This window comes from Bradyrhizobium canariense, assembly GCF_018130465.1.
Classification (GTDB): domain Bacteria; phylum Pseudomonadota; class Alphaproteobacteria; order Rhizobiales; family Xanthobacteraceae; genus Bradyrhizobium; species Bradyrhizobium canariense_C.
Genome location: NZ_JAFCKJ010000001.1, coordinates 524,219 through 540,980, shown reverse-complemented (window position 1 = coordinate 540,980; position 16,762 = coordinate 524,219). Strand labels below are relative to the sequence as shown.

The 16,762-nt window shown below is 64.6% G+C and carries 15 protein-coding genes; 3 read left to right on the top strand and 12 right to left on the bottom strand.

Translation table 11 applies throughout. The features are described 5' to 3' along the window. The first annotated feature begins 46 nt into the window (after positions 1 to 46). A complete protein-coding gene (locus JQ591_RS02270; protein WP_211394429.1) occupies positions 47 to 670 on the top strand; it encodes a GNAT family N-acetyltransferase in 624 nt (207 codons plus the stop codon). A 163-nt stretch (positions 671 to 833) separates the two neighbouring features. Here the strand turns inward: JQ591_RS02270 and JQ591_RS02265 are convergent, their stop codons facing one another. Beyond that, positions 834 to 1,664, bottom strand: a complete 831-nt coding sequence (locus tag JQ591_RS02265; RefSeq protein ID WP_211394428.1) for an enoyl-CoA hydratase — start codon at positions 1,662 to 1,664, stop codon at positions 834 to 836. A gap of 127 nt (positions 1,665 to 1,791) precedes the next feature. Continuing rightward, positions 1,792 to 2,493, bottom strand: coding sequence for an SDR family NAD(P)-dependent oxidoreductase (locus tag JQ591_RS02260; RefSeq protein WP_211394427.1), 702 nt, complete (start codon positions 2,491 to 2,493; stop codon positions 1,792 to 1,794). A 231-nt stretch (positions 2,494 to 2,724) separates the two neighbouring features. Here JQ591_RS02260 and JQ591_RS02255 point away from each other — a divergent pair, with 231 nt between their 5' ends. Beyond that, positions 2,725 to 4,509 carry an acyl-CoA dehydrogenase family protein gene (locus JQ591_RS02255; protein WP_211394426.1) on the top strand — a complete coding sequence of 595 codons (1,785 nt, stop codon included), beginning with the start codon at positions 2,725 to 2,727 and terminating at the stop codon, positions 4,507 to 4,509. A 44-nt stretch (positions 4,510 to 4,553) separates the two neighbouring features. Further along, complete coding sequence (locus tag JQ591_RS02250; RefSeq protein ID WP_211394425.1) at positions 4,554 to 5,642, top strand: Zn-dependent alcohol dehydrogenase; 1,089 nt, start codon at positions 4,554 to 4,556, stop codon at positions 5,640 to 5,642. Between the two features lie 66 nt (positions 5,643 to 5,708). Here the strand turns inward: JQ591_RS02250 and JQ591_RS02245 are convergent, their stop codons facing one another. The 10 genes from JQ591_RS02245 to JQ591_RS02200 all read right to left on the bottom strand — a co-directional run bounded on the left by JQ591_RS02245 (position 5,709) and on the right by JQ591_RS02200 (position 16,761). Further along, positions 5,709 to 7,094: a hypothetical protein gene (locus JQ591_RS02245; RefSeq protein WP_211394424.1), complete on the bottom strand. Its 1,386-nt coding sequence runs from the start codon at positions 7,092 to 7,094 to the stop codon at positions 5,709 to 5,711. Positions 7,095 to 7,473: 379 nt separating this feature from the next. Further along, on the bottom strand, positions 7,474 to 7,749 hold the full coding sequence (locus JQ591_RS02240; RefSeq protein ID WP_026233404.1) for a DUF1488 family protein: 276 nt from the start codon (positions 7,747 to 7,749) through the stop codon (positions 7,474 to 7,476). A gap of 77 nt (positions 7,750 to 7,826) precedes the next feature. After that, positions 7,827 to 9,305 (bottom strand): AMP nucleosidase, encoded by a 1,479-nt coding sequence (locus tag JQ591_RS02235; protein WP_211394423.1) that lies wholly within the window; start codon positions 9,303 to 9,305, stop codon positions 7,827 to 7,829. Positions 9,306 to 9,415: 110 nt separating this feature from the next. After that, positions 9,416 to 10,750: an HlyD family type I secretion periplasmic adaptor subunit gene (locus tag JQ591_RS02230; RefSeq protein WP_211394422.1), complete on the bottom strand. Its 1,335-nt coding sequence runs from the start codon at positions 10,748 to 10,750 to the stop codon at positions 9,416 to 9,418. After that, on the bottom strand, positions 10,747 to 12,495 hold the full coding sequence (locus JQ591_RS02225; RefSeq protein ID WP_211394421.1) for a type I secretion system permease/ATPase: 1,749 nt from the start codon (positions 12,493 to 12,495) through the stop codon (positions 10,747 to 10,749). Before JQ591_RS02225 ends, JQ591_RS02230 begins: the two co-directional genes overlap by 4 nt. Before the next feature lie 260 nt (positions 12,496 to 12,755). Then, a complete protein-coding gene (locus tag JQ591_RS02220; protein ID WP_148738875.1) occupies positions 12,756 to 13,025 on the bottom strand; it encodes a GlsB/YeaQ/YmgE family stress response membrane protein in 270 nt (89 codons plus the stop codon). 94 nt (positions 13,026 to 13,119) lie between these two features. Continuing rightward, complete coding sequence (locus JQ591_RS02215; RefSeq protein ID WP_211394420.1) at positions 13,120 to 14,097, bottom strand: ABC transporter ATP-binding protein; 978 nt, start codon at positions 14,095 to 14,097, stop codon at positions 13,120 to 13,122. After that, positions 14,094 to 15,509 carry an amidase gene (locus JQ591_RS02210; protein WP_211394419.1) on the bottom strand — a complete coding sequence of 472 codons (1,416 nt, stop codon included), beginning with the start codon at positions 15,507 to 15,509 and terminating at the stop codon, positions 14,094 to 14,096. The genes JQ591_RS02215 and JQ591_RS02210 overlap by 4 nt, the downstream gene beginning before the upstream one ends. Next, entirely contained in the window at positions 15,506 to 15,703 is a 198-nt protein-coding gene (locus JQ591_RS02205; protein WP_211394418.1) for a hypothetical protein, read from the bottom strand. The genes JQ591_RS02210 and JQ591_RS02205 overlap by 4 nt, the downstream gene beginning before the upstream one ends. Continuing rightward, positions 15,700 to 16,761 carry an ABC transporter ATP-binding protein gene (locus tag JQ591_RS02200; protein WP_211394417.1) on the bottom strand — a complete coding sequence of 354 codons (1,062 nt, stop codon included), beginning with the start codon at positions 16,759 to 16,761 and terminating at the stop codon, positions 15,700 to 15,702. The genes JQ591_RS02205 and JQ591_RS02200 overlap by 4 nt, the downstream gene beginning before the upstream one ends. Between the last annotated feature and the right edge of the window lies 1 nt (position 16,762).

Below are 16,762 nucleotides of genomic sequence, written 5' to 3'. Positions count from 1 at the left end.
GCGCCGGCGGTCCCTTCCTCTTTAGGTCCCCTTGGGGGCGTGTGTCATGAGCACTCTTCGCCTGAAAGATTTGAAGCAATATTCGGACACGCTGCGTATTCGGCACGGCGAGCCGCTTGATGTTCGCTTCGTCGAACCGCGCGACACCGAGGAGCTCCAGCACTATTTTCGCTCGCTCTCGACGCGGTCCCGCTACAACCGCTTCTTCGGCGCGATCAGCGAACTGCCGCAGGGCCTGCTCCACGACTTCCTTCAGGTCGGCGAGCGTGAGCGTTTTACCGTGGTCGCGACCATGATGGTCGACGGCTTCGAGACCTTCGTCGCCGAAGCGCGCTACGCGCTGCATGCCGAAACCGCGACGCTTGAATTCGGCCTGTCGGTTGCCGACCGCTGGCAGGGCCACGGCATCGCCACCGTGCTCATGAAGAATCTCGAATGCCGCGCGGCCGCGCTTGGCGCCGACCACATGTTCGGCGACACGCTTCGCTCCAACGCGGCCATGATTTCGCTCGCGCGCAAATCCGGCTTCGCCTTCGTCAACCATCCTGACGACTGGAAGCTGGTGCGCTTCGACAAGGAGATCTCCGTCGCGCCGAAAGACATTCCCTGCGCGAGCTGGCGTCTCGTCGCCCTTTCCCGTCAGGCCGATAGCCCCTCAGCCTCGGCCTGACACCACTCGAGCCCGGCCTGGCTAAACCAGAGCCGGGCATTTTTTTGCCTTATGCAACCGTTGTCGTGTAGCCCGGATGGAGCGAAGCGCAATCCGGGAGTCTTTCCGCACGCGCGGACTTTCCCGGATTACGCTTCGCTCCATCCGGGCTACTGATTCCCGCCTACTTCCCAGTGAACACCGCCTTGCGCTTCTCGATGAAGGCCTGCACCGCTTCCTTGTGATCGGCGGTCGTGGTCAGGCGGACCAGACGTTCGGCCTCGTGGTCGCGCGCGGTCTCGAAATCGAACAGCAGGGCCTCGTCGAGATTGTCCTTCATGTAGCGCAGCGCGAGGCGCGGACCTTCGGCGAGGGATTTCGCGAGTGCGAAGGCCTCTGCCTGCAATTTGTCGTCGGGCACCACGCGGTTGACGAGGCCGATGGCCTCGCACCTGACGGCGTCGACCCGGTCGCCGGTGAACAGCAGCTCGCGCGCCCGCGCGGTGCCGACGAGCCGCGTCAACAGCCACGCGATGCCGTAGTCGCCGCTGAGCGCAATGCGCGCATAGCCGGTGGCCAGGAAGGCCGATTGCGCGGCAATGCGGATGTCGCAGGCCATGGCGATGGCGAGACCCGCGCCGACCGCCGGCCCCGGCAGTGCCGCGATGGTCGGCTTGCGCACCGACACCAGCGCGCCGGTGAGCAGTCGCTGCCGCTCCTGGAGATCGGCGATGCGATCTTCCAGCGACATCTCCAGCTTCTTCGGGTCGCGATGCGCGCCCATGCCCTTGACGTTGCCGCCGGCGCAGAACGCTTCGCCCGCGCCGGTGATCAGCAGCGCGCCGACATCGGGTCTCTCGCCGCAGGAGCGGATCATCGTGCGCAGCGCCGGGGTCAGCGCGTCCGACAGCGAGTTGCGCGCCTCGGGCCGGTTCAGCGTGATCAATGCGACACGATCACGGATCACGCAGAGCAGTTCATTGGTGCCGGTGTCGATGGTGGTTTCCGTGGTCATGATTCCCGCCCTTGTAGGGTGGGCAAAGCGAAGCGTGCCCACCATTTTTTGTTTCGTCATTGATGGTGGGCACGGCACTGCGCGCCTTTGCCCACCCTACGGCAGCCGTTGCTTTGAAATTATCGCCTCAAAACTTCTCCACCCAGGGCCGCAGCTCAAGCTCCCAGCTCCAGGCGCTGCGCCGCTGCTGCAACACGTTCCAGTAGCTCTCCGCGATGGCATCGGGATCGAGCATCGAATCCGGCTTCTCCGGAGCTTCCGTGCGCGCTGCGCTCTTGATGCCGCCGTCGATCACGAAATGCGCGACATGGATGCCTTGCGGCGACAATTCGCGCGCCATGCTCTGGGCGAGCCCGCGCAGTGCGAACTTGCCCATCGCGAACGGGGCCGACTGCGCATAACCCTTGACGCTTGCCGAAGCGCCGGTGAACAGGATCGCACCATGCTTGTTCGGCAGCATGCGCTTGGCCGCCTGCTGCGCCACCAGGAAGCCGCCATAGGCGCTGACCGCGATCGCCTGCGCCACGTCGGCCGGAACGAGATCGACGAACGGCCCGCGCGTTCGGCCGCTGGCGTTGTAGACGACAACGTCAGGCGTGCCGATCTCGCGTTCGACGAGGCCAAACAGGCGCTCGACCTCCTCGGGCTCGGTGGCGTTGCAGGCATAGGCCTTGGCGCCGGTCTCGCTGCAGAGCGCGCCAAGCTTCTCGATTTTTCGCGCGGCCAGTGCGACGCGGATGCCCTGGGCGGACAATAGCCGCGCCAGCGAGGCGCTCAGGCCTTCGCCGGCGCCGACGATGAGCGCGATCTTGTATTTGGGGTGTTCCATGGCGTGATCTCTCGAAGACGGGAAGCCGCTGATCTATGCACGGTCCGCGCGGACGACCACCCGGGACGATCACAATTCCGCAGGGCGAATTGCTCCCTCGCGGCGATCATGCCTCCCTGACAATTTGCGGCTTTATCCGCTTTCGTGACTGGAGCATGATCGACATCATCCCAAGCGGCAAGCGCCAAATCAGCGCAAAATGCCCGCAAGGCGGAAACGAAGAGGACGATCATGCGACAGCCGGCCCCCGCGCAGCCAAAACAGGTCGCGGCCGAGCAATCCGGACTGCTGGCGCCCGATACCACCGGCATGAACTTCTACCGCGCCGATCAGGCGCTCACCGATCTCCTGCGCATCCATCTGCCGGAGACGCTATTCCGCCACATCGAGCCGCATCTCGATCGCCTGGGTGAACTGGCCGGTGGCACGCTCGACGACTGCGCGCGGCTCGCCGACCGGCACACGCCGGTGCTGCACCAGCGCGACAAGTTCGGCCGCGACGTGCAGTGGATCGAATACCATCCGGCCTATCGCGAGCTGGAGAAGGCGGCCTTCGGCGAGTTCGGCATCCACGCGCTCTCGATCCGCAAGGGCATCATGGGCTGGCCGGACAAATATCCAGTCGTGGCGAAACACGCTTTCACCTTCCTGTTCAACCAGACCGAATTCGGCATGGGCTGCCCGATCAACGTCACCGACGGCTGCGCCAAGCTGCTGGCGAATTTCGGCAGCGAGGCGCTGAAGGCGAAATATCTGGACGGTTTGACCCAGACCGACATGAGCAAGCTGACGCAAGGCGGCCAGTTCATGACCGAAAAGGAAGGCGGCTCCGACGTCGGCACGCTGACCACGACGGCCGTGCAGGAGGGCGACCATTGGCGCCTCACTGGCGAAAAATGGTTCTGCTCGAACGCCGACGCGAAAGTCGTGATGCTGCTGGCGCGCCCCGAAGGCGCCGGCCCCGGCACGCGCGGAGTCGGCCTGTTCCTGATGCCGCGCTTCCTCGACGATGGTTCGCAGAATCATTACCGGATCGTGCGCCTGAAGGACAAGCTCGGCACGCGCTCGATGGCCTCGGGTGAGATCAAGCTCGAAGGCGCGATCGCCTACGCGGTCGGCAAGCTCGACCGCGGCTTCGTGCAGATGGCCGAGATGGTGAACTCGTCGCGGCTTTCAAATGGCGTCAAATCCACCGCGCTGATGCGCCGCGCCTATCATGACGCGATGACGGTGGCGAAGAACCGCGTCGTGTTCGGCAACCGCATCATCGACCTGCCGCTCGGACGGCGCCAGATGCTGAAGATCATGCTGCCGGTCGAGCAGGCACTGTCGATGAGCTTTCTCACCGCCGACGCGCTCGACCGTGCCGAGGCCGGCAGCCAGGATGCCGCCGCACTGCTGCGTATCTTGACCCCGACCTTGAAATTCCGCGCCACGCGTGATGCGCGAAAGGTCTGTGGCGATGCGCTCGAGATGCGCGGCGGCATCGGCTATATCGAGGAATTCGCGACCGCCCGCCTGCTGCGCGACGCGCATCTCGGTTCGATTTGGGAAGGCACCGGCAACATCGTCGCGATCGATGCGCTCAAGCGCGCCGTCGGCCGCCACGGCGCCGAATCCGCGCTCGCGGCCGATCTGCACGCCCGCCTCGATGACAGCCTCTCGGTGCCGCAGGCCTGGCGCGACCGGCTGCGCACTCTCACCGATCGCGCGGTCGGCTTCGCACGCGAGGTCGCGGGAAAGGCCGACAACGAGGCCGATGCGCGCCGCGCCACCAGCCTGCTCTATCATGTCGCCAGTGCCGTCGCGCTCGCCTGGGAGGCACATCGTATTCACGACATGCGTGGTGATGCGCGAAGGCTGTTGTTGTCGCGGCTGGTGATCGATCACCGGGTGTCGCCGAGCGATCCGTTCCGGCTGGCGGAAAATGCCGTGCAGCAGAAGATCGCCGCGCTGCTGCTCGGCGATCGCGCAGCGGATATCAGCGAGGTTGGCGAACTGGTCTTGGCGGCGTAGGCTGCATCCGCGTTCAAAGCAAAAAAAGCGATAGGGAGTGCTCGATGAAGGCCGCCGTCCTCCATGAAGTCAACAAGCCCCTGGTCATCGAGGATGTCAGCCTGCCGAAGCCCGGCCCGCGCGAGGTTCTGATCCGGACGTCGGTCGCAGGTCTCTGCCACTCCGACCTGCACTTCATGGAAGGCCTTTATCCGCATCCGCTGCCAGCGGTGCTTGGGCACGAATCGGCCGGAATCGTCGAACAGGTCGGCTCCGACGTCACCTATGTGAAACCGGGCGACCATGTCGTCACTTGCCTGTCCGTGTTCTGCGGCACCTGCGACAATTGCACCACGGGCCGCACGGTGCTCTGCACCGACACCACGGTAAAACTGCTGCCGGGAGTTTCCAATCGGATGCAATGGGCCCGCTCCGAGAAGCTGCATCAGTTCCTCAACCTCTCGTCCTTCGCCGAGCAGATGCTGGTGCACGAGAACGCGATCGTCAAAATCCGCAAGGAGATGCCGCTCGATCTTGCGGCGCTGATCGGCTGTGGCGTCATCACGGGCTACGGCGCGGTCGTGAACACGGCGAAGGTGACGGCCGGCGAGACAGTGGCCGTGATCGGGTGCGGCGGTGTCGGCATGGCTGCGATCAACGGCGCGCAGATCGCAGGCGCCGGCCGCATCATTGCCATCGACACCAATCCGGCCAAGCTCCAGCTCGCGACCAAGCTGGGCGCCACCGACATCATCAACCCGGCAGACGGCGACGTCGTGAAGCAGGTGCGCGATCTCACCAATGGCGGCGTGCATCATTCCTTCGAGGTGCTCGGCCGCAAGGAGACCGCCGAGCAGGCCTTCGGCATGCTCGCTTCGGGCGGCACGGCCACCATCGTCGGCATGATTCCGTTCGGCCAGAAGATCGAGCTGCATGGCTTCGACTTCCTGCGCGAGCGCAGGATCCAGGGCTCCTCGATGGGCTCGAACCATTTTCGGGTCGACATGCCACGGCTGGTGGATTTCTACCTGCGCGGCCGGCTGCACCTGGAGGACTGGATCTCGGCCAAGCTGAAGCTCTCCGAGATCAACGAAGGTTTTGCCAACATGAAAGCCGGCAAGACGCTGCGCAGCGTGATCATGTTCGACAGCTGATTGCTGGATGAGGCGGGACTCCGGAATTCACCCCGAAAAATCGGAGCCGGAGACAGGCCGATTGCCCTAGCGTTGGAGTTGAGGCAACCGGTCCGGGCTGTCGGCCAAGTCGCGATGCGACTCTTTCAGGAGCAGCAGCGTCGCAGCTGTGACGAGACCCGTGGTGAGCAGGTACACGGGGGATATGTTCCAACCGGGTCCTTCGAAGACCAGATAGGAGAACAATCCCGCGGTCGACACGCCAAATCCGAGCCAGGCAAGCCTCGGAAAGCGAAATCCACGTTCGCCGCGCCAAAGATCAAGCACGAGGTAGTACACGAGAAGGCTGTTGCAGAGTGCCGCCGGCAGCACGCCCAGGACGATTCCGCTTTCGAACGCGAGATAGGATAACACGCCGTCGACCTGAGCAATCACGGCGAAGGGCAAATAGCGCGGGTTGAGGCAGGCCAGAGCGATCGACGCAAGCTCGAACGCGTAGAAGTACCGCTCGTGCATCTTCGGGAGCAGATACGGCATGAGCATCAGCGATACACATGCGGCGAGCAGAATAAACTCCGGCCCTGCCCGTTGAGAGCGCGCGATGAAGAGCGACAAGGCGAGCCCGCTCGCCGCCGCGAGCACCATGCCGACGGCAACCCCGATCGCGTACGGCATTCCCCCGGCCAACACCCAGATGTTCGCTGCGTTCATGGTGAGGCGATCGAAGGTGTGAGCTTGATCCAAATAGACCGCGAACACGGAGACCAGGGATCTGCCGGCGACGAGAACCGGAATGGTGAGGATCACATAGATCCCGGGAACAGTGGCCAGCCATGCCAGGTGGATCCTGCGGCGTAGAATCATGCCGAGCACGAAGGGTCCCAGGAACACGCCCTGAGCCTTCACCGAAAAGGCCATCGCAAATGACGCAACGCCGTTTCGGTCCCGCATGAACAGCGCTACGGAAACCAGCGTGAAGAAGGTCCAGATCGAATCACTCTCCGCCCACACTGCGCCGTTGAAGATCACCGTCGGTGCAAGCCAAATAGCGCAGAAGGCCAGGGAGGCGCGCAATGGCAGCTTTGTAGCTCGCCAGACGATCTGGGCCACAACGATCGCGCAGCCCAACTCGAATACTGCCGAGATCGCTTTCACGAGGGAAAGTGGCTGGCCTAGCCAATCAAATCGGGCGGCAATCAGCAGGAGGTAGCTGTAGAACGGCGTATAGTTGGTAAAGGCTTCGGCCAGCCCAGCGACTCCGTGATCGCGAGCAAAGACATACCAGGGGATCAGGTGCTGAATCGCGTCGTCGGTCGCGTGCTTCCGGGCGAAGTAGCGGAGCGCCAGGCCCACAAGCCCGCATCCGATCGCTACGGCAATTGCAAGCCGCCAACTCTTTGGCAGCGTCTTGTCTGGGTTGCCGTCATGACCGGGCCCGCGGATCTCGTCGATTCCAACCATCTCTTTTGTCACGCAATCACTCGTGCGGGATTTTTGCGTGCCCATCGGCGACCACTGGTGGGCGCCATGAAATCAGGAAACCGTTGGATTCCGGAGCCCCGGGCGTAGTTGGTCTTCTTTTGCGCTCCGTCAAATACAGAGGCACTCCAAGCTTCGCGCGCGCCCATAGTGACTTCTTTAAGGTCGAAACAAGCCTCTGAGGCTCCATGTTCGTGACCTAACCTCTACGGGTAACCAATTCATGGTTGTCTAATGTCCGGCTTTGCATGTCTTAAGATTGCTGCGAAACGATTGTTTGGTTAGCGAATGCTTTAGAGGAACCGACGATCGTCGACATGACTGCCGACAGGACCCTACACAGCGCGATCATGCTTGACAGCTGGGAGCGACACTACCGCTGCAAATGTCGCGTAAAGATCCGCACCACATGACCCCTGACCCGCGGCGCCTCGTCGTAGAGGTCTGACGCGAGCCGCTCGATGGTCTCGCGCAGCGACAAGAACTGGGCCTGCCGCGCGCTGCTTTCGGTGCCCTGCATGCCCGCAAGCTCGTCCATCGCGGCGTCGCTGATCTGGCACTGCACGACCTCGCCGTCGTTCAGCATGGTGAAGCGAAAGGCAAGCCGTTCGAGATCATGGCCAATGATCCTGTCGCGCATGAGTGGCATCAAGTCGTCCCGGTCGACCCCCGCGCCGAAAATGCCGAAAATCCCGCTGCTTGTCAGCAGCAAAGGCGACCTTCGTCCTACTGGAACGCAACTTCGGCGAAACTGCGGAGCTTCCGCGAATGCAGCCGCTCGGATTCCTGCTGCTTGAGCCGTTCCAGCGCCTTCAAGCCGATCTCGAGATGCTGGCCGACGCGGCGGCGGTAGAATTCGCTGGCCATGCCTGCGAGCTTGATCTCGCCGTGCAGAGGCTTGTCGGAGACGCACAGCAGCGTGCCGTAGGGGACGCGAAAGCGGTAGCCGTTGGCGGCAATCGCGGCCGATTCCATGTCGAGTGCAACCGCGCGCGATTGCGACAAGCGGCGGATGACATCGGGCCCGCTGATCTCCCAATTGCGGTTGTCGACGCTCGCCACCGTACCCGTGCGCATCAGGCGCTTGAGCTCAAAACCTTCGAGCCCGGTGACGTCCTCGACCGCCTCCTCGAGCGCCACCTGCATCTCCGCGAGCGCCGGGATCGGCACCCACAGCGGCAACTCACGATCGAGCACATGGTCCTCGCGCACATAGCCATGGGCGAGCACGTAGTCGCCGAGCCGCTGCGTGTTGCGCAGGCCAGCGCAATGGCCGAGCATCAGCCAGGCATGGGGCCGCAGCACGGCAACATGGTCGGTGACGTTGCGCGCGTTGGACGGGCCGGTGCCGATGTTGATCAGGGTGATGCCGCGATAGCCGGGCGCGACCAGGTGGAAGGCCGGCATCTGCGGCGCGCGCGGGGGCGCAACGCCCGTCGCCGCGCCGCCGCTGCGCGTGATCACGTTGCCGGGCGCGACGAAAGCTTCGAGGCCGGCCTCGCCAGCCTGAAGCCGCTGCTGGCAGAGCTGCGCGAAGGCGTCGACATAAAACTGGTAGTTGGTGAAGATCACGAAGTTCTGGAAATATTCGGGGTCCGTGCCGGTGTAGTGGTAGAGCCGGCGCAGCGAGTAGTCGACGCGCGCCGCCCGAAACAGGGACAGCGGCTCGGGCGCGCCGGGCTGGAGCTCGAAAGTGCCGTCGGCGATGGCATCGTCCATGGTGGCCAGATCAGGCACGTCGAACGCATCGCGCAGCGATCGCGTCACGGCGGAGTTCTCGCTGGTGGTGATGGCGGCTTCGATGTTGATGTCGCGGCGATAGGCGAAGTGAACGGGGATCGGTTCGCTGGACTCGCCGATTTCGACCGGGACGCCGTGGTTCTGGATCAACAGTCCGATCTGCTCGGTGAGATAGGTCCGGAACAGGTCCGGACGCGTGACGCTGGTCTCGTGCACACCGGGCCGGGCGACGAAGCCGTAGGCGAGACGCGAATCCAGCCGCGCATGCGTCGCGGTGGTGACACGGACGAAGGGGTAGAAGGCCCGCACCCGCGTCGTGATTGCCTCGCCGTTGACGTAAGCTTCGAACCGGTCGCGCAGGAACTTCGTGTTGCGCTCGTAGATCTCTTCGAGGCGGGCGACGGCGAGGCCAGCGTCGGAGAAGGGTTCGGTGGCGACGGAGGGTGGGGATTGGATGGATTGCATTGTTCGACGCCGGGTTGCTGGGGCTGAATCGAACTATAGCAAGAATGAAGCCTCGCCGTCATTGCTTCGCTGCGCTCGCAATGACGAATGGGATGAGGCGCTTGCGCGCGTCACTTCTCCCGGAACGCTCGCATGAACTGGTCGTGCAGCGGCTTCATCAGATAGGACAGCATGGTGCGGTCGCCGGTCTGGACGAAAGCTTCCGCCGGCATGCCGGGGATCAGCCTGGAGTCACCGAGCTTGGCGACCTCTTCCGCGGACAGCGAGACGCGGATGGTGTAGTAGCTCTGGCCGGTGCGCTGATCGGTGGTGACGTCGGGCGAGACGCGGCTGACGACGCCGTTGAGCTCCGGCGTGGTGCGCTGGTTGAAGGCGGAGAGGCGCAGCAACGTCTTCTGGCCGATCTGAAGCTTGTCGATATCGACCGGATTGACCTTGGCCTCGACCTGGAGATCGTCGGCCTGCGGCACGATCAGCATGAGGGCGTCGCCGGCGGTGACGACGCCACCAACGGTATGCACGGTCGATTGCAGCACCATGCCGTCCTGCGGCGCGCGGATGTCGACGCGGCGAAGCTGGTCTTCGGCCGCAACCTTGCGCTCGATCATTTCGCCCAGCTTGTCGTTGGTCTCACGCAGATCCTTGGAGACCTCGCTGACCATGTCCTTGTCGACCTGAATGATCTGGAGCTCGGTCTCGGTGATCTTGCCCTTGGCCTGCGCCCGCGAGGCGATGTATTGCGCGCGCTCGCCATTGAGCCGGGCAGAATCGCGTTCGAGCGTGGTGAGGCGGGAGATCTGCACCAGGTGCTTGTCATAGAGATCCCGGACACCGACGAGTTCCTGCTGCACCAGCGAGATTTCCTTGTCCTTGGCTCTCTCCTGCGCGGAGAGACCCTGGATCTCCTCGTTGAGTTGCTGGATGCGCTCGCGAAGCTGCGCCTTCTGGCCAGCGCGGCCGTTGACGCGCACGTCAAACAGCTTGGTTTCGGCATCGAGCAAAGTCTTGATGTCGTTTTCGTTGCCGCGATCGAGAAGCGATTGTGGGAATTCGACCTTGTCGAGACCACGCTGCTCGGCCTGAAGCCGCGCCGTGCGCGCCTGCGCGGCGTCCAGATTCTTGGTGACGATGGCGAGATTGGCCTTGGTGACGGTGTCGTCGAGCCGCACAACGACGTCGCCGGCCTTGACCACGTCACCGTCGTGAGCGCGCAGCTCGCCGACGACGCCGCCGGTCGGATGCTGCACCTTCTTGACGTTGGATTCGACCACGATCTGACCCGGCGCGATCAGCGCGCCCGAGATTTGCACGGTCGACCCCCAGCCGCCGAGGCCTACCAGGAGGACCAGCACGATCCCAAGCCCGAGCATCAGGTGAAACTGGATCGACTGCCGTACCGTCCTCTTCGCGGCAGGCTTCGCGCCGCCGATCGCCATCGTGCTCATGACTTCGGCACTCCGCCTTCGCTGACGATCTTGATCGGGGCCGGCGGCGTCACGCGCGGCTGGAGCACCTGGGCAAGCACCTGTTCCTTCGGCCCGAAAGCCTGCATGCGGCCGTCACGCAGCACCAGGATCTGGTCGACCGCTTCCACGCCGATCGGGCGGTGCGCCACCACGACGACGATGGCACCGCGCTCGCGCGCCGCACGGACGGCGCGGGTGAGTGCCTCGTCGCCTTCGGTATCGAGATTGGAATTGGGCTCGTCGAGCACGATCAGGAACGGATTGCCATAGAGCGCGCGCGCCAGCGCCACGCGCTGCGCCTGGCCCGCGGAGAGCGCCGTGCCCTGCTCGCCGACCTGGGTGTTGTAGCCCTCGCGCATCTTGATGATCATCTCGTGCACACCAGCCTCTTTCGCCGCGGCGATGATGCCGTCGGAGGTGGCCTCGGGATCGAAGCGGCTGATGTTCTGCGCGATGGTGCCGCCGAACAATTCGACGTCCTGCGGCAGATAGCCGATGTGGCGGCCGAGCATGTCCGACGACCACTGGTCGAGCGCCGCGCCGTCGAGCCGCACCTTGCCGCGGACCGGCTGCCAGACGCCGACCAGCGCGCGGATCAGCGACGACTTGCCGGAGCCGCTCGGTCCGATCACGCCGAGGCCGTTGCCGGCTTCGAGCGCAAAGGTGATGTCCTGCACGATGAGGCGCTGGTCGCCCGGCGGCACCATGGCGATGCCTTCGACCGAGAGGCGGCTGGTGGGCGCCTGCAACTGGGTCGGCATCGTCTGCGCCGGCATCTGCTCCAAAAGGCGGGTCAAGCGGTGCCAGCTCTGACGTGCCGCGACGAAGGATTTCCAGTGCGCGATCGCGAGGTCGACCGGCGCAAGCGCACGTGCCGACAGGATCGAGCCGGCGATGATGATGCCGGCGGTCGCCTCCTGGTGGATGACGAGATAGGCGCCCACCGCGAGCACGGCCGATTGCAGCATCATGCGCAGCACTTTTGCGACCGCGCCGAGACCGCCGGCGACGTCGCTCGCACGCTGGTTGCCGTCGAGATATTTTTCGTTGGCCTCGCTCCAGCGAGCGTTCATCCGGCCGGCCATGCCCATCGACACCATCACCTCGGCGTTGCGGCGGCTGGCCTGGGCGAGGTCGTTGCGCTGGGCGGCAAGCCCCATCGCCTCGCGCGCCGGCTGGCGGGACATGAACTCGGTGACCAGCGTCAACCCGACCAGGATGACGGCGCCGACCAGCGCGGTGACGCCGATCATGACGTGGAAGGCGAAGCAGATGGCGAGATAGAGCGGCAGCCACGGCAGGTCGAAGAACGCGCTCGGGCCCATGCTGCCGAGGAAGGAGCGGACATTGTCGAGATCGCGCAGCGGCTGAAGCCCCTCGTTGCGGCTGCCGACCAGCAGCGGCAGGCGCACGATGGTGTCGAACACGCGCTTGTTCAGGGCTTCGTCCAGCGCGGTGCCGACCCGGCCCAAAATCCGGTTGCGGATCATGTCCAGCACGCCCTGCGCCATGTAGAGGAAACTGGCGAGGACGATCAGGCCGACCAGGGTCGGAATGCTGCGGCTCGGCAGCACCCGGTCGTAGACCTCCAGCATGAAGATCGACCCGGTCAGATAGAGCAGGTTGATCATGCAGCTCATCAAGCCGACGCCGACAAACGCCGTGCGACAAGCGCGCAGCGCATCACCGAGCTCTGAACGGCGGGCGCCGGGAACGGCTGCCATCAGTCTGATCTCTTTCGGGTGGGGGCCAAAGCCCCTGATTTCAAAGGCAAATTCAGGAGTAATTGACCCGGATTAACATCGCGTTTGCGCTCATCGCCGAACGCAGTCGAATATCCGGGACCCCTATGGCCCACATCACCCCCGACCGGCCTTGCACGCAAGTCCGGAATCTCACGTTCTTGCGGCTTTTTCTTGCAGACAAGTCACCTCTCCCCGGGCGGGGAGAGGTCAAAAGTTGGATCAACTGAGCTCGGGCGCCATTAGAACCGGCCGCCGCCGCGTACCAGCCGCACCACCAGCAGCAGGATGACCGCGCCGATCGCGGAATAGACGATCTCGGATATCAGCCCGGTGCCGATGTGAATGCCGAGCTTCGGAAACAGGAAGCTTGCGACCAGCGCGCCGGCGATGCCGACCACGATGTCGCCGATGATGCCGAACCCGGTTCCGCGCACCACCTTGCCGGCCAGCCAGCCAGCCACCAGGCCGACGAACAGGATGACAAGCAGGCCTTCATTGGAAATGTACATAAGTGAGGTCCCTCTCCGTGAACGGTTCCATGGAAGCGGAACCGGGATGAATGAGGTCTGAATGCCGTTCCCCGCTTCCCGGGCCGTCCAAATATTATGACAGCGCGGTGACTGGCTCCGCCAGCACGCACCGTGCTGCCCGGCCCGGCCCGACCTCCACATTCGCAGGCAATTGCTCCAGACAGCGCGGCTGGGCTACGGCGCAGCGGGGCGCAAAGGAGCAGCTGTGCGGCCTTTCGCCAAGCGACGGCGGGGTACCCGGGATGGTCTCGAGCCGCTGTCCCCGCTTGGCGCCGTGGATGGTCGAGGCGAGCAGGCCCTTGGCATAGGGATGCACCGGCGTGCGAACGATGTCTCGCAACGTGCCCTGCTCCACGATCTGGCCGGCATACATCACCGCGACGCGGTCGCAGATCTCGATGGCGACGCCGATGTCGTGGGTGACGAAAATGACGGACATGCCGAACTCGCGCTGCAGCTCGCGCAACAGCAGCAGGATCTGGATCTGCACGGTGGCATCAAGCGCGGTGGTCGGCTCGTCCGCCAGCAGGATTTTCGGCCGGCAGGCGAGCGCCAGCGCGATCATCGCGCGCTGACGCATGCCGCCGGACATTTCGTGCGGATAGGCATCGAGCCGGCGTTTTGCGGACGGAATGCGCACGACCTCGAGCATTTCGAGCGCCCTCGCCCGCCCTTCCGCAAAGCTCTTGCCTTCATGGCGCACGACGCTTTCGGCGATCTGCGCGCCGATGGTGTAGACCGGATCGAGCGCGAGCGCGGGCTCCTGAAAGATCATCGACACGGTCTGGCCGCGGAACGACGACAGCTGCTCGTCATTCATGGCGAGCACGTCGCGGCCCATCACATTGACCGTTCCCGAAATCTGCGTGCGCTTCTTCGGCAACAACCGCATCAGTGCACGCAAGGTCACGCTCTTGCCCGAACCGGACTCGCCGAGCAGGCCCAGCACCTCGCCGTCACCGAGCGAGAGGCTGAGATCGTTCACGGCATAGACCGTGCGCTCGCCGGTGAAGCGGATGTTGAGGCCTGAGATCTCGACGAGCTTTGTCATGACGGCAGTTTCGGCAGTCTATCGTGGTAGTCGGTGACGCGCTGGAATGCGGCGCCGATGGTGAGCAAGGTCGCCTCGTCGAACGAGCGGCCGATCAACTGCATGCCGATGGGAAGACCGCCTTTGGTGAAGCCAGAGGGCACCGTGAGCGACGGCAGGCCGAGGTAATTCACCGGACGGGTGAACAGCGTCAGCCGCTGCAACAGCGCCGGCGCGTTCGGCCCGCCGCCGACGTCGCTCTCCGTGATCGTCGGGGCCGGCACCGGGGACGCCGGCGCGATCATCGCGTCGACACCTGATGTCGCAGCGTTGTGCGCAGCGAGCGCTGGTCCGCGCCAGCGCATCGCCTCGAGATAGGTAATGGCGGGGACCGCGAGGCCGTTCTGAAGCCGCATCAGCACTTGCGGACCGTAATCCTGCGGCCGCTCGATCATCCAGCGCTTGTGGAAGGCGGCGGCTTCGGCTGCAAGCACGAGCTGGCTTGCGGATGACAATTGCCGCTGGTCGGGCAGCTCGACCGTGACGATGTCGGCGCCCTCGCGCTTGAGCACCGCGATGGTCTCGTCCAGCACGCGCGCAACCTCGCCGTCGAGATCGTCGACATAGAAGGACGAAGGGACGCCGATCTTGAGGCCCTTCAGCGAGCCCTTGGTCGCGCCGACATAGTCAGACAGCGGCTCGTGGCTCGCGGTCGCATCCTCGGGATCAGGGCCGGCCATCAGCGCCAGCAGCAGCGCGCAATCCTCAGCGGTGCGGGCGAGCGGGCCGACCGTATCGAGCGACTGCGACAGTGGCATCGCACCGGCGCGGCTGACGCGGCCAACGGTGGTCTTCAATCCCGTGACGCCGCAGAAATGCGCGGGCATGCGGATCGAGCCGCCTGTGTCGGAGCCGAGCGCGGCATAGGTCAATCGCGCCGCGACCGCCGAGCCCGAGCCCGACGACGAGCCGCCGGTGATGTGCGCGACGTTCCAGGGATTGCGCACTGGGCCGTAATGGGCGTTATGGCCGGTCGGGCCATAGGCGAATTCGGCGAGATGCAACGTGCCGAGGCGAACCTGGCCGGCGTCCTTCAGCCGCTGCAAGGCGGTGGAGGTGACAGTCGGCACGAAATTGCGGCGGATCAGCGAGCCGCAGGTCGCGACGTGGCCTGCGTCATAATACATATCCTTATGCGCGAGCGGCACGCCGTGCAGCGGGCCGCGGACTGCGCCCTTGGCGAGTTCGGCATCGGCGGCATCGGCGGCCTTCAGCGCCGCCTCGGATTCGATCGACATGAAGGCGTTGAGGTGCGGCTGCCACTGCGCGATGCGATGAAGCAGCGCGCGCGTCACCTCATGCGAGGACACCTGCTTCATCGCAATCGCGCGCGCGACCTCGGTGAGCGTCATCAACGCGGGCTCGGTGCTCATTTCGAGACCTTCGCAGTCTGCGCGATTGGATAGAGCGCGGGCTCGAGATCGAACGGCAACGTGCCGGCAACGGCCGCAAAGCCCTCGAAGGCCGGTCCGATGGAATTGGAGATGCGCGTCGCAATCTCGTCGTCGACGGGAACGCCGGCGACCTGTGCCGTCGCTTTGATCTCTTTTGTCGTCGGTCTCGTCATACGGTTTCCTCCTTGGGCGCGCGGCTATGGCCTGAACCCGGGATCGCCATGTAGCACGCGGCCTCGTGGCCCATTCTATCGAGCGCGGTGAGTTTTGGTGTCGCATTTGCGCAGAGCGGCTCCGCAAACGGGCAACGGGTGTGGAAGCGGCAGCCCGAGGGCGGATCGATCGGATTGGGCGGATCGCCCGTGATCGGCGGCGTCTCGGTGCGACGGTCCGGATCCGAGGACGGCATCGCGGCAAGAAGTGCGCGCGTATAGGGATGTGCCGGCTGGTCCCAGACCTGGTCGACCGGGCCGAGCTCGACGACCTCGCCGAGATACATCACCAGCACGCGATCGCTGATGTAGCGCACGACGTTGAGATCGTGGCTGATGAAGAGATAGGTCAGGCCGAACTCGCGCTTGAGGTCGGCAAGCAGATTGAGCACCTGCGCTTCGACCGACTTGTCGAGCGCGGAGACCGCTTCGTCCAGAATCACCAGACGCGGCGACAGGGCCAGCGCACGCGCGATGTTGACGCGCTGGCGCTGGCCGCCGGAGATCTCGTGGGGGTAGCGGTTGGCGAAATTTGCAGGAACCAGGCCCACCTTGCCCAGCAGCTCGCGCGCCAGCGCCCGCGCGGCGCCGTCGGCCATGCCGTGCACCTTCGGGCCGAAGGCGATCGATTCCTCGATCGTCAGGCGCGGATTGAGCGAGGCGTAGGAATCCTGGAACACCATCTGCATGCCGCGGCGCAGCTCGCGCAAGGAGAGCGACTGGCCGACGCTCATGCCGTCATAAATGATATCTCCGGTGTCGCGCGGCATCAGATGCATCAGCAGCCGCGCGGTGGTCGACTTGCCGCAACCGGACTCGCCGACGATGCCGACGGTCTCGCCCTTGGCGACAGTGAACGAGACATGATCAACCGCACGCACGGTGCGCTTTGCGGCGAACAGGCCGCCACGAACAGGGAAATGCTTGGTCAGGCCGTTGACCTGAAGAAGCGGCTGCGCGACGCCGCCACGGTCCTCGACCGGTTCCAGCATCGCGACGGAGGCGTTGGTTTCGCTCATG

What these genes read in the sequence shown, in the direction of transcription:
- JQ591_RS02270 (WP_211394429.1), top strand. Translation starts at nt 47, where the DNA reads ATGAGCACTCTTCGCCTGAAAGATTTGAAGCAATATTCGGACACGCTG.
- JQ591_RS02265 (WP_211394428.1), bottom strand. Translation starts at nt 1,664, where the DNA reads ATGACCACGGAAACCACCATCGACACCGGCACCAATGAACTGCTCTGC.
- JQ591_RS02260 (WP_211394427.1), bottom strand. Translation starts at nt 2,493, where the DNA reads ATGGAACACCCCAAATACAAGATCGCGCTCATCGTCGGCGCCGGCGAA.
- JQ591_RS02255 (WP_211394426.1), top strand. Translation starts at nt 2,725, where the DNA reads ATGCGACAGCCGGCCCCCGCGCAGCCAAAACAGGTCGCGGCCGAGCAA.
- JQ591_RS02250 (WP_211394425.1), top strand. Translation starts at nt 4,554, where the DNA reads ATGAAGGCCGCCGTCCTCCATGAAGTCAACAAGCCCCTGGTCATCGAG.
- JQ591_RS02240 (WP_026233404.1), bottom strand. Translation starts at nt 7,749, where the DNA reads ATGCCACTCATGCGCGACAGGATCATTGGCCATGATCTCGAACGGCTT.
- JQ591_RS02235 (WP_211394423.1), bottom strand. Translation starts at nt 9,305, where the DNA reads ATGCAATCCATCCAATCCCCACCCTCCGTCGCCACCGAACCCTTCTCC.
- JQ591_RS02230 (WP_211394422.1), bottom strand. Translation starts at nt 10,750, where the DNA reads ATGAGCACGATGGCGATCGGCGGCGCGAAGCCTGCCGCGAAGAGGACG.
- JQ591_RS02225 (WP_211394421.1), bottom strand. Translation starts at nt 12,495, where the DNA reads ATGGCAGCCGTTCCCGGCGCCCGCCGTTCAGAGCTCGGTGATGCGCTG.
- JQ591_RS02220 (WP_148738875.1), bottom strand. Translation starts at nt 13,025, where the DNA reads ATGTACATTTCCAATGAAGGCCTGCTTGTCATCCTGTTCGTCGGCCTG.
- JQ591_RS02215 (WP_211394420.1), bottom strand. Translation starts at nt 14,097, where the DNA reads ATGACAAAGCTCGTCGAGATCTCAGGCCTCAACATCCGCTTCACCGGC.
- JQ591_RS02210 (WP_211394419.1), bottom strand. Translation starts at nt 15,509, where the DNA reads ATGAGCACCGAGCCCGCGTTGATGACGCTCACCGAGGTCGCGCGCGCG.
- JQ591_RS02205 (WP_211394418.1), bottom strand. Translation starts at nt 15,703, where the DNA reads ATGACGAGACCGACGACAAAAGAGATCAAAGCGACGGCACAGGTCGCC.
- JQ591_RS02200 (WP_211394417.1), bottom strand. Translation starts at nt 16,761, where the DNA reads ATGAGCGAAACCAACGCCTCCGTCGCGATGCTGGAACCGGTCGAGGAC.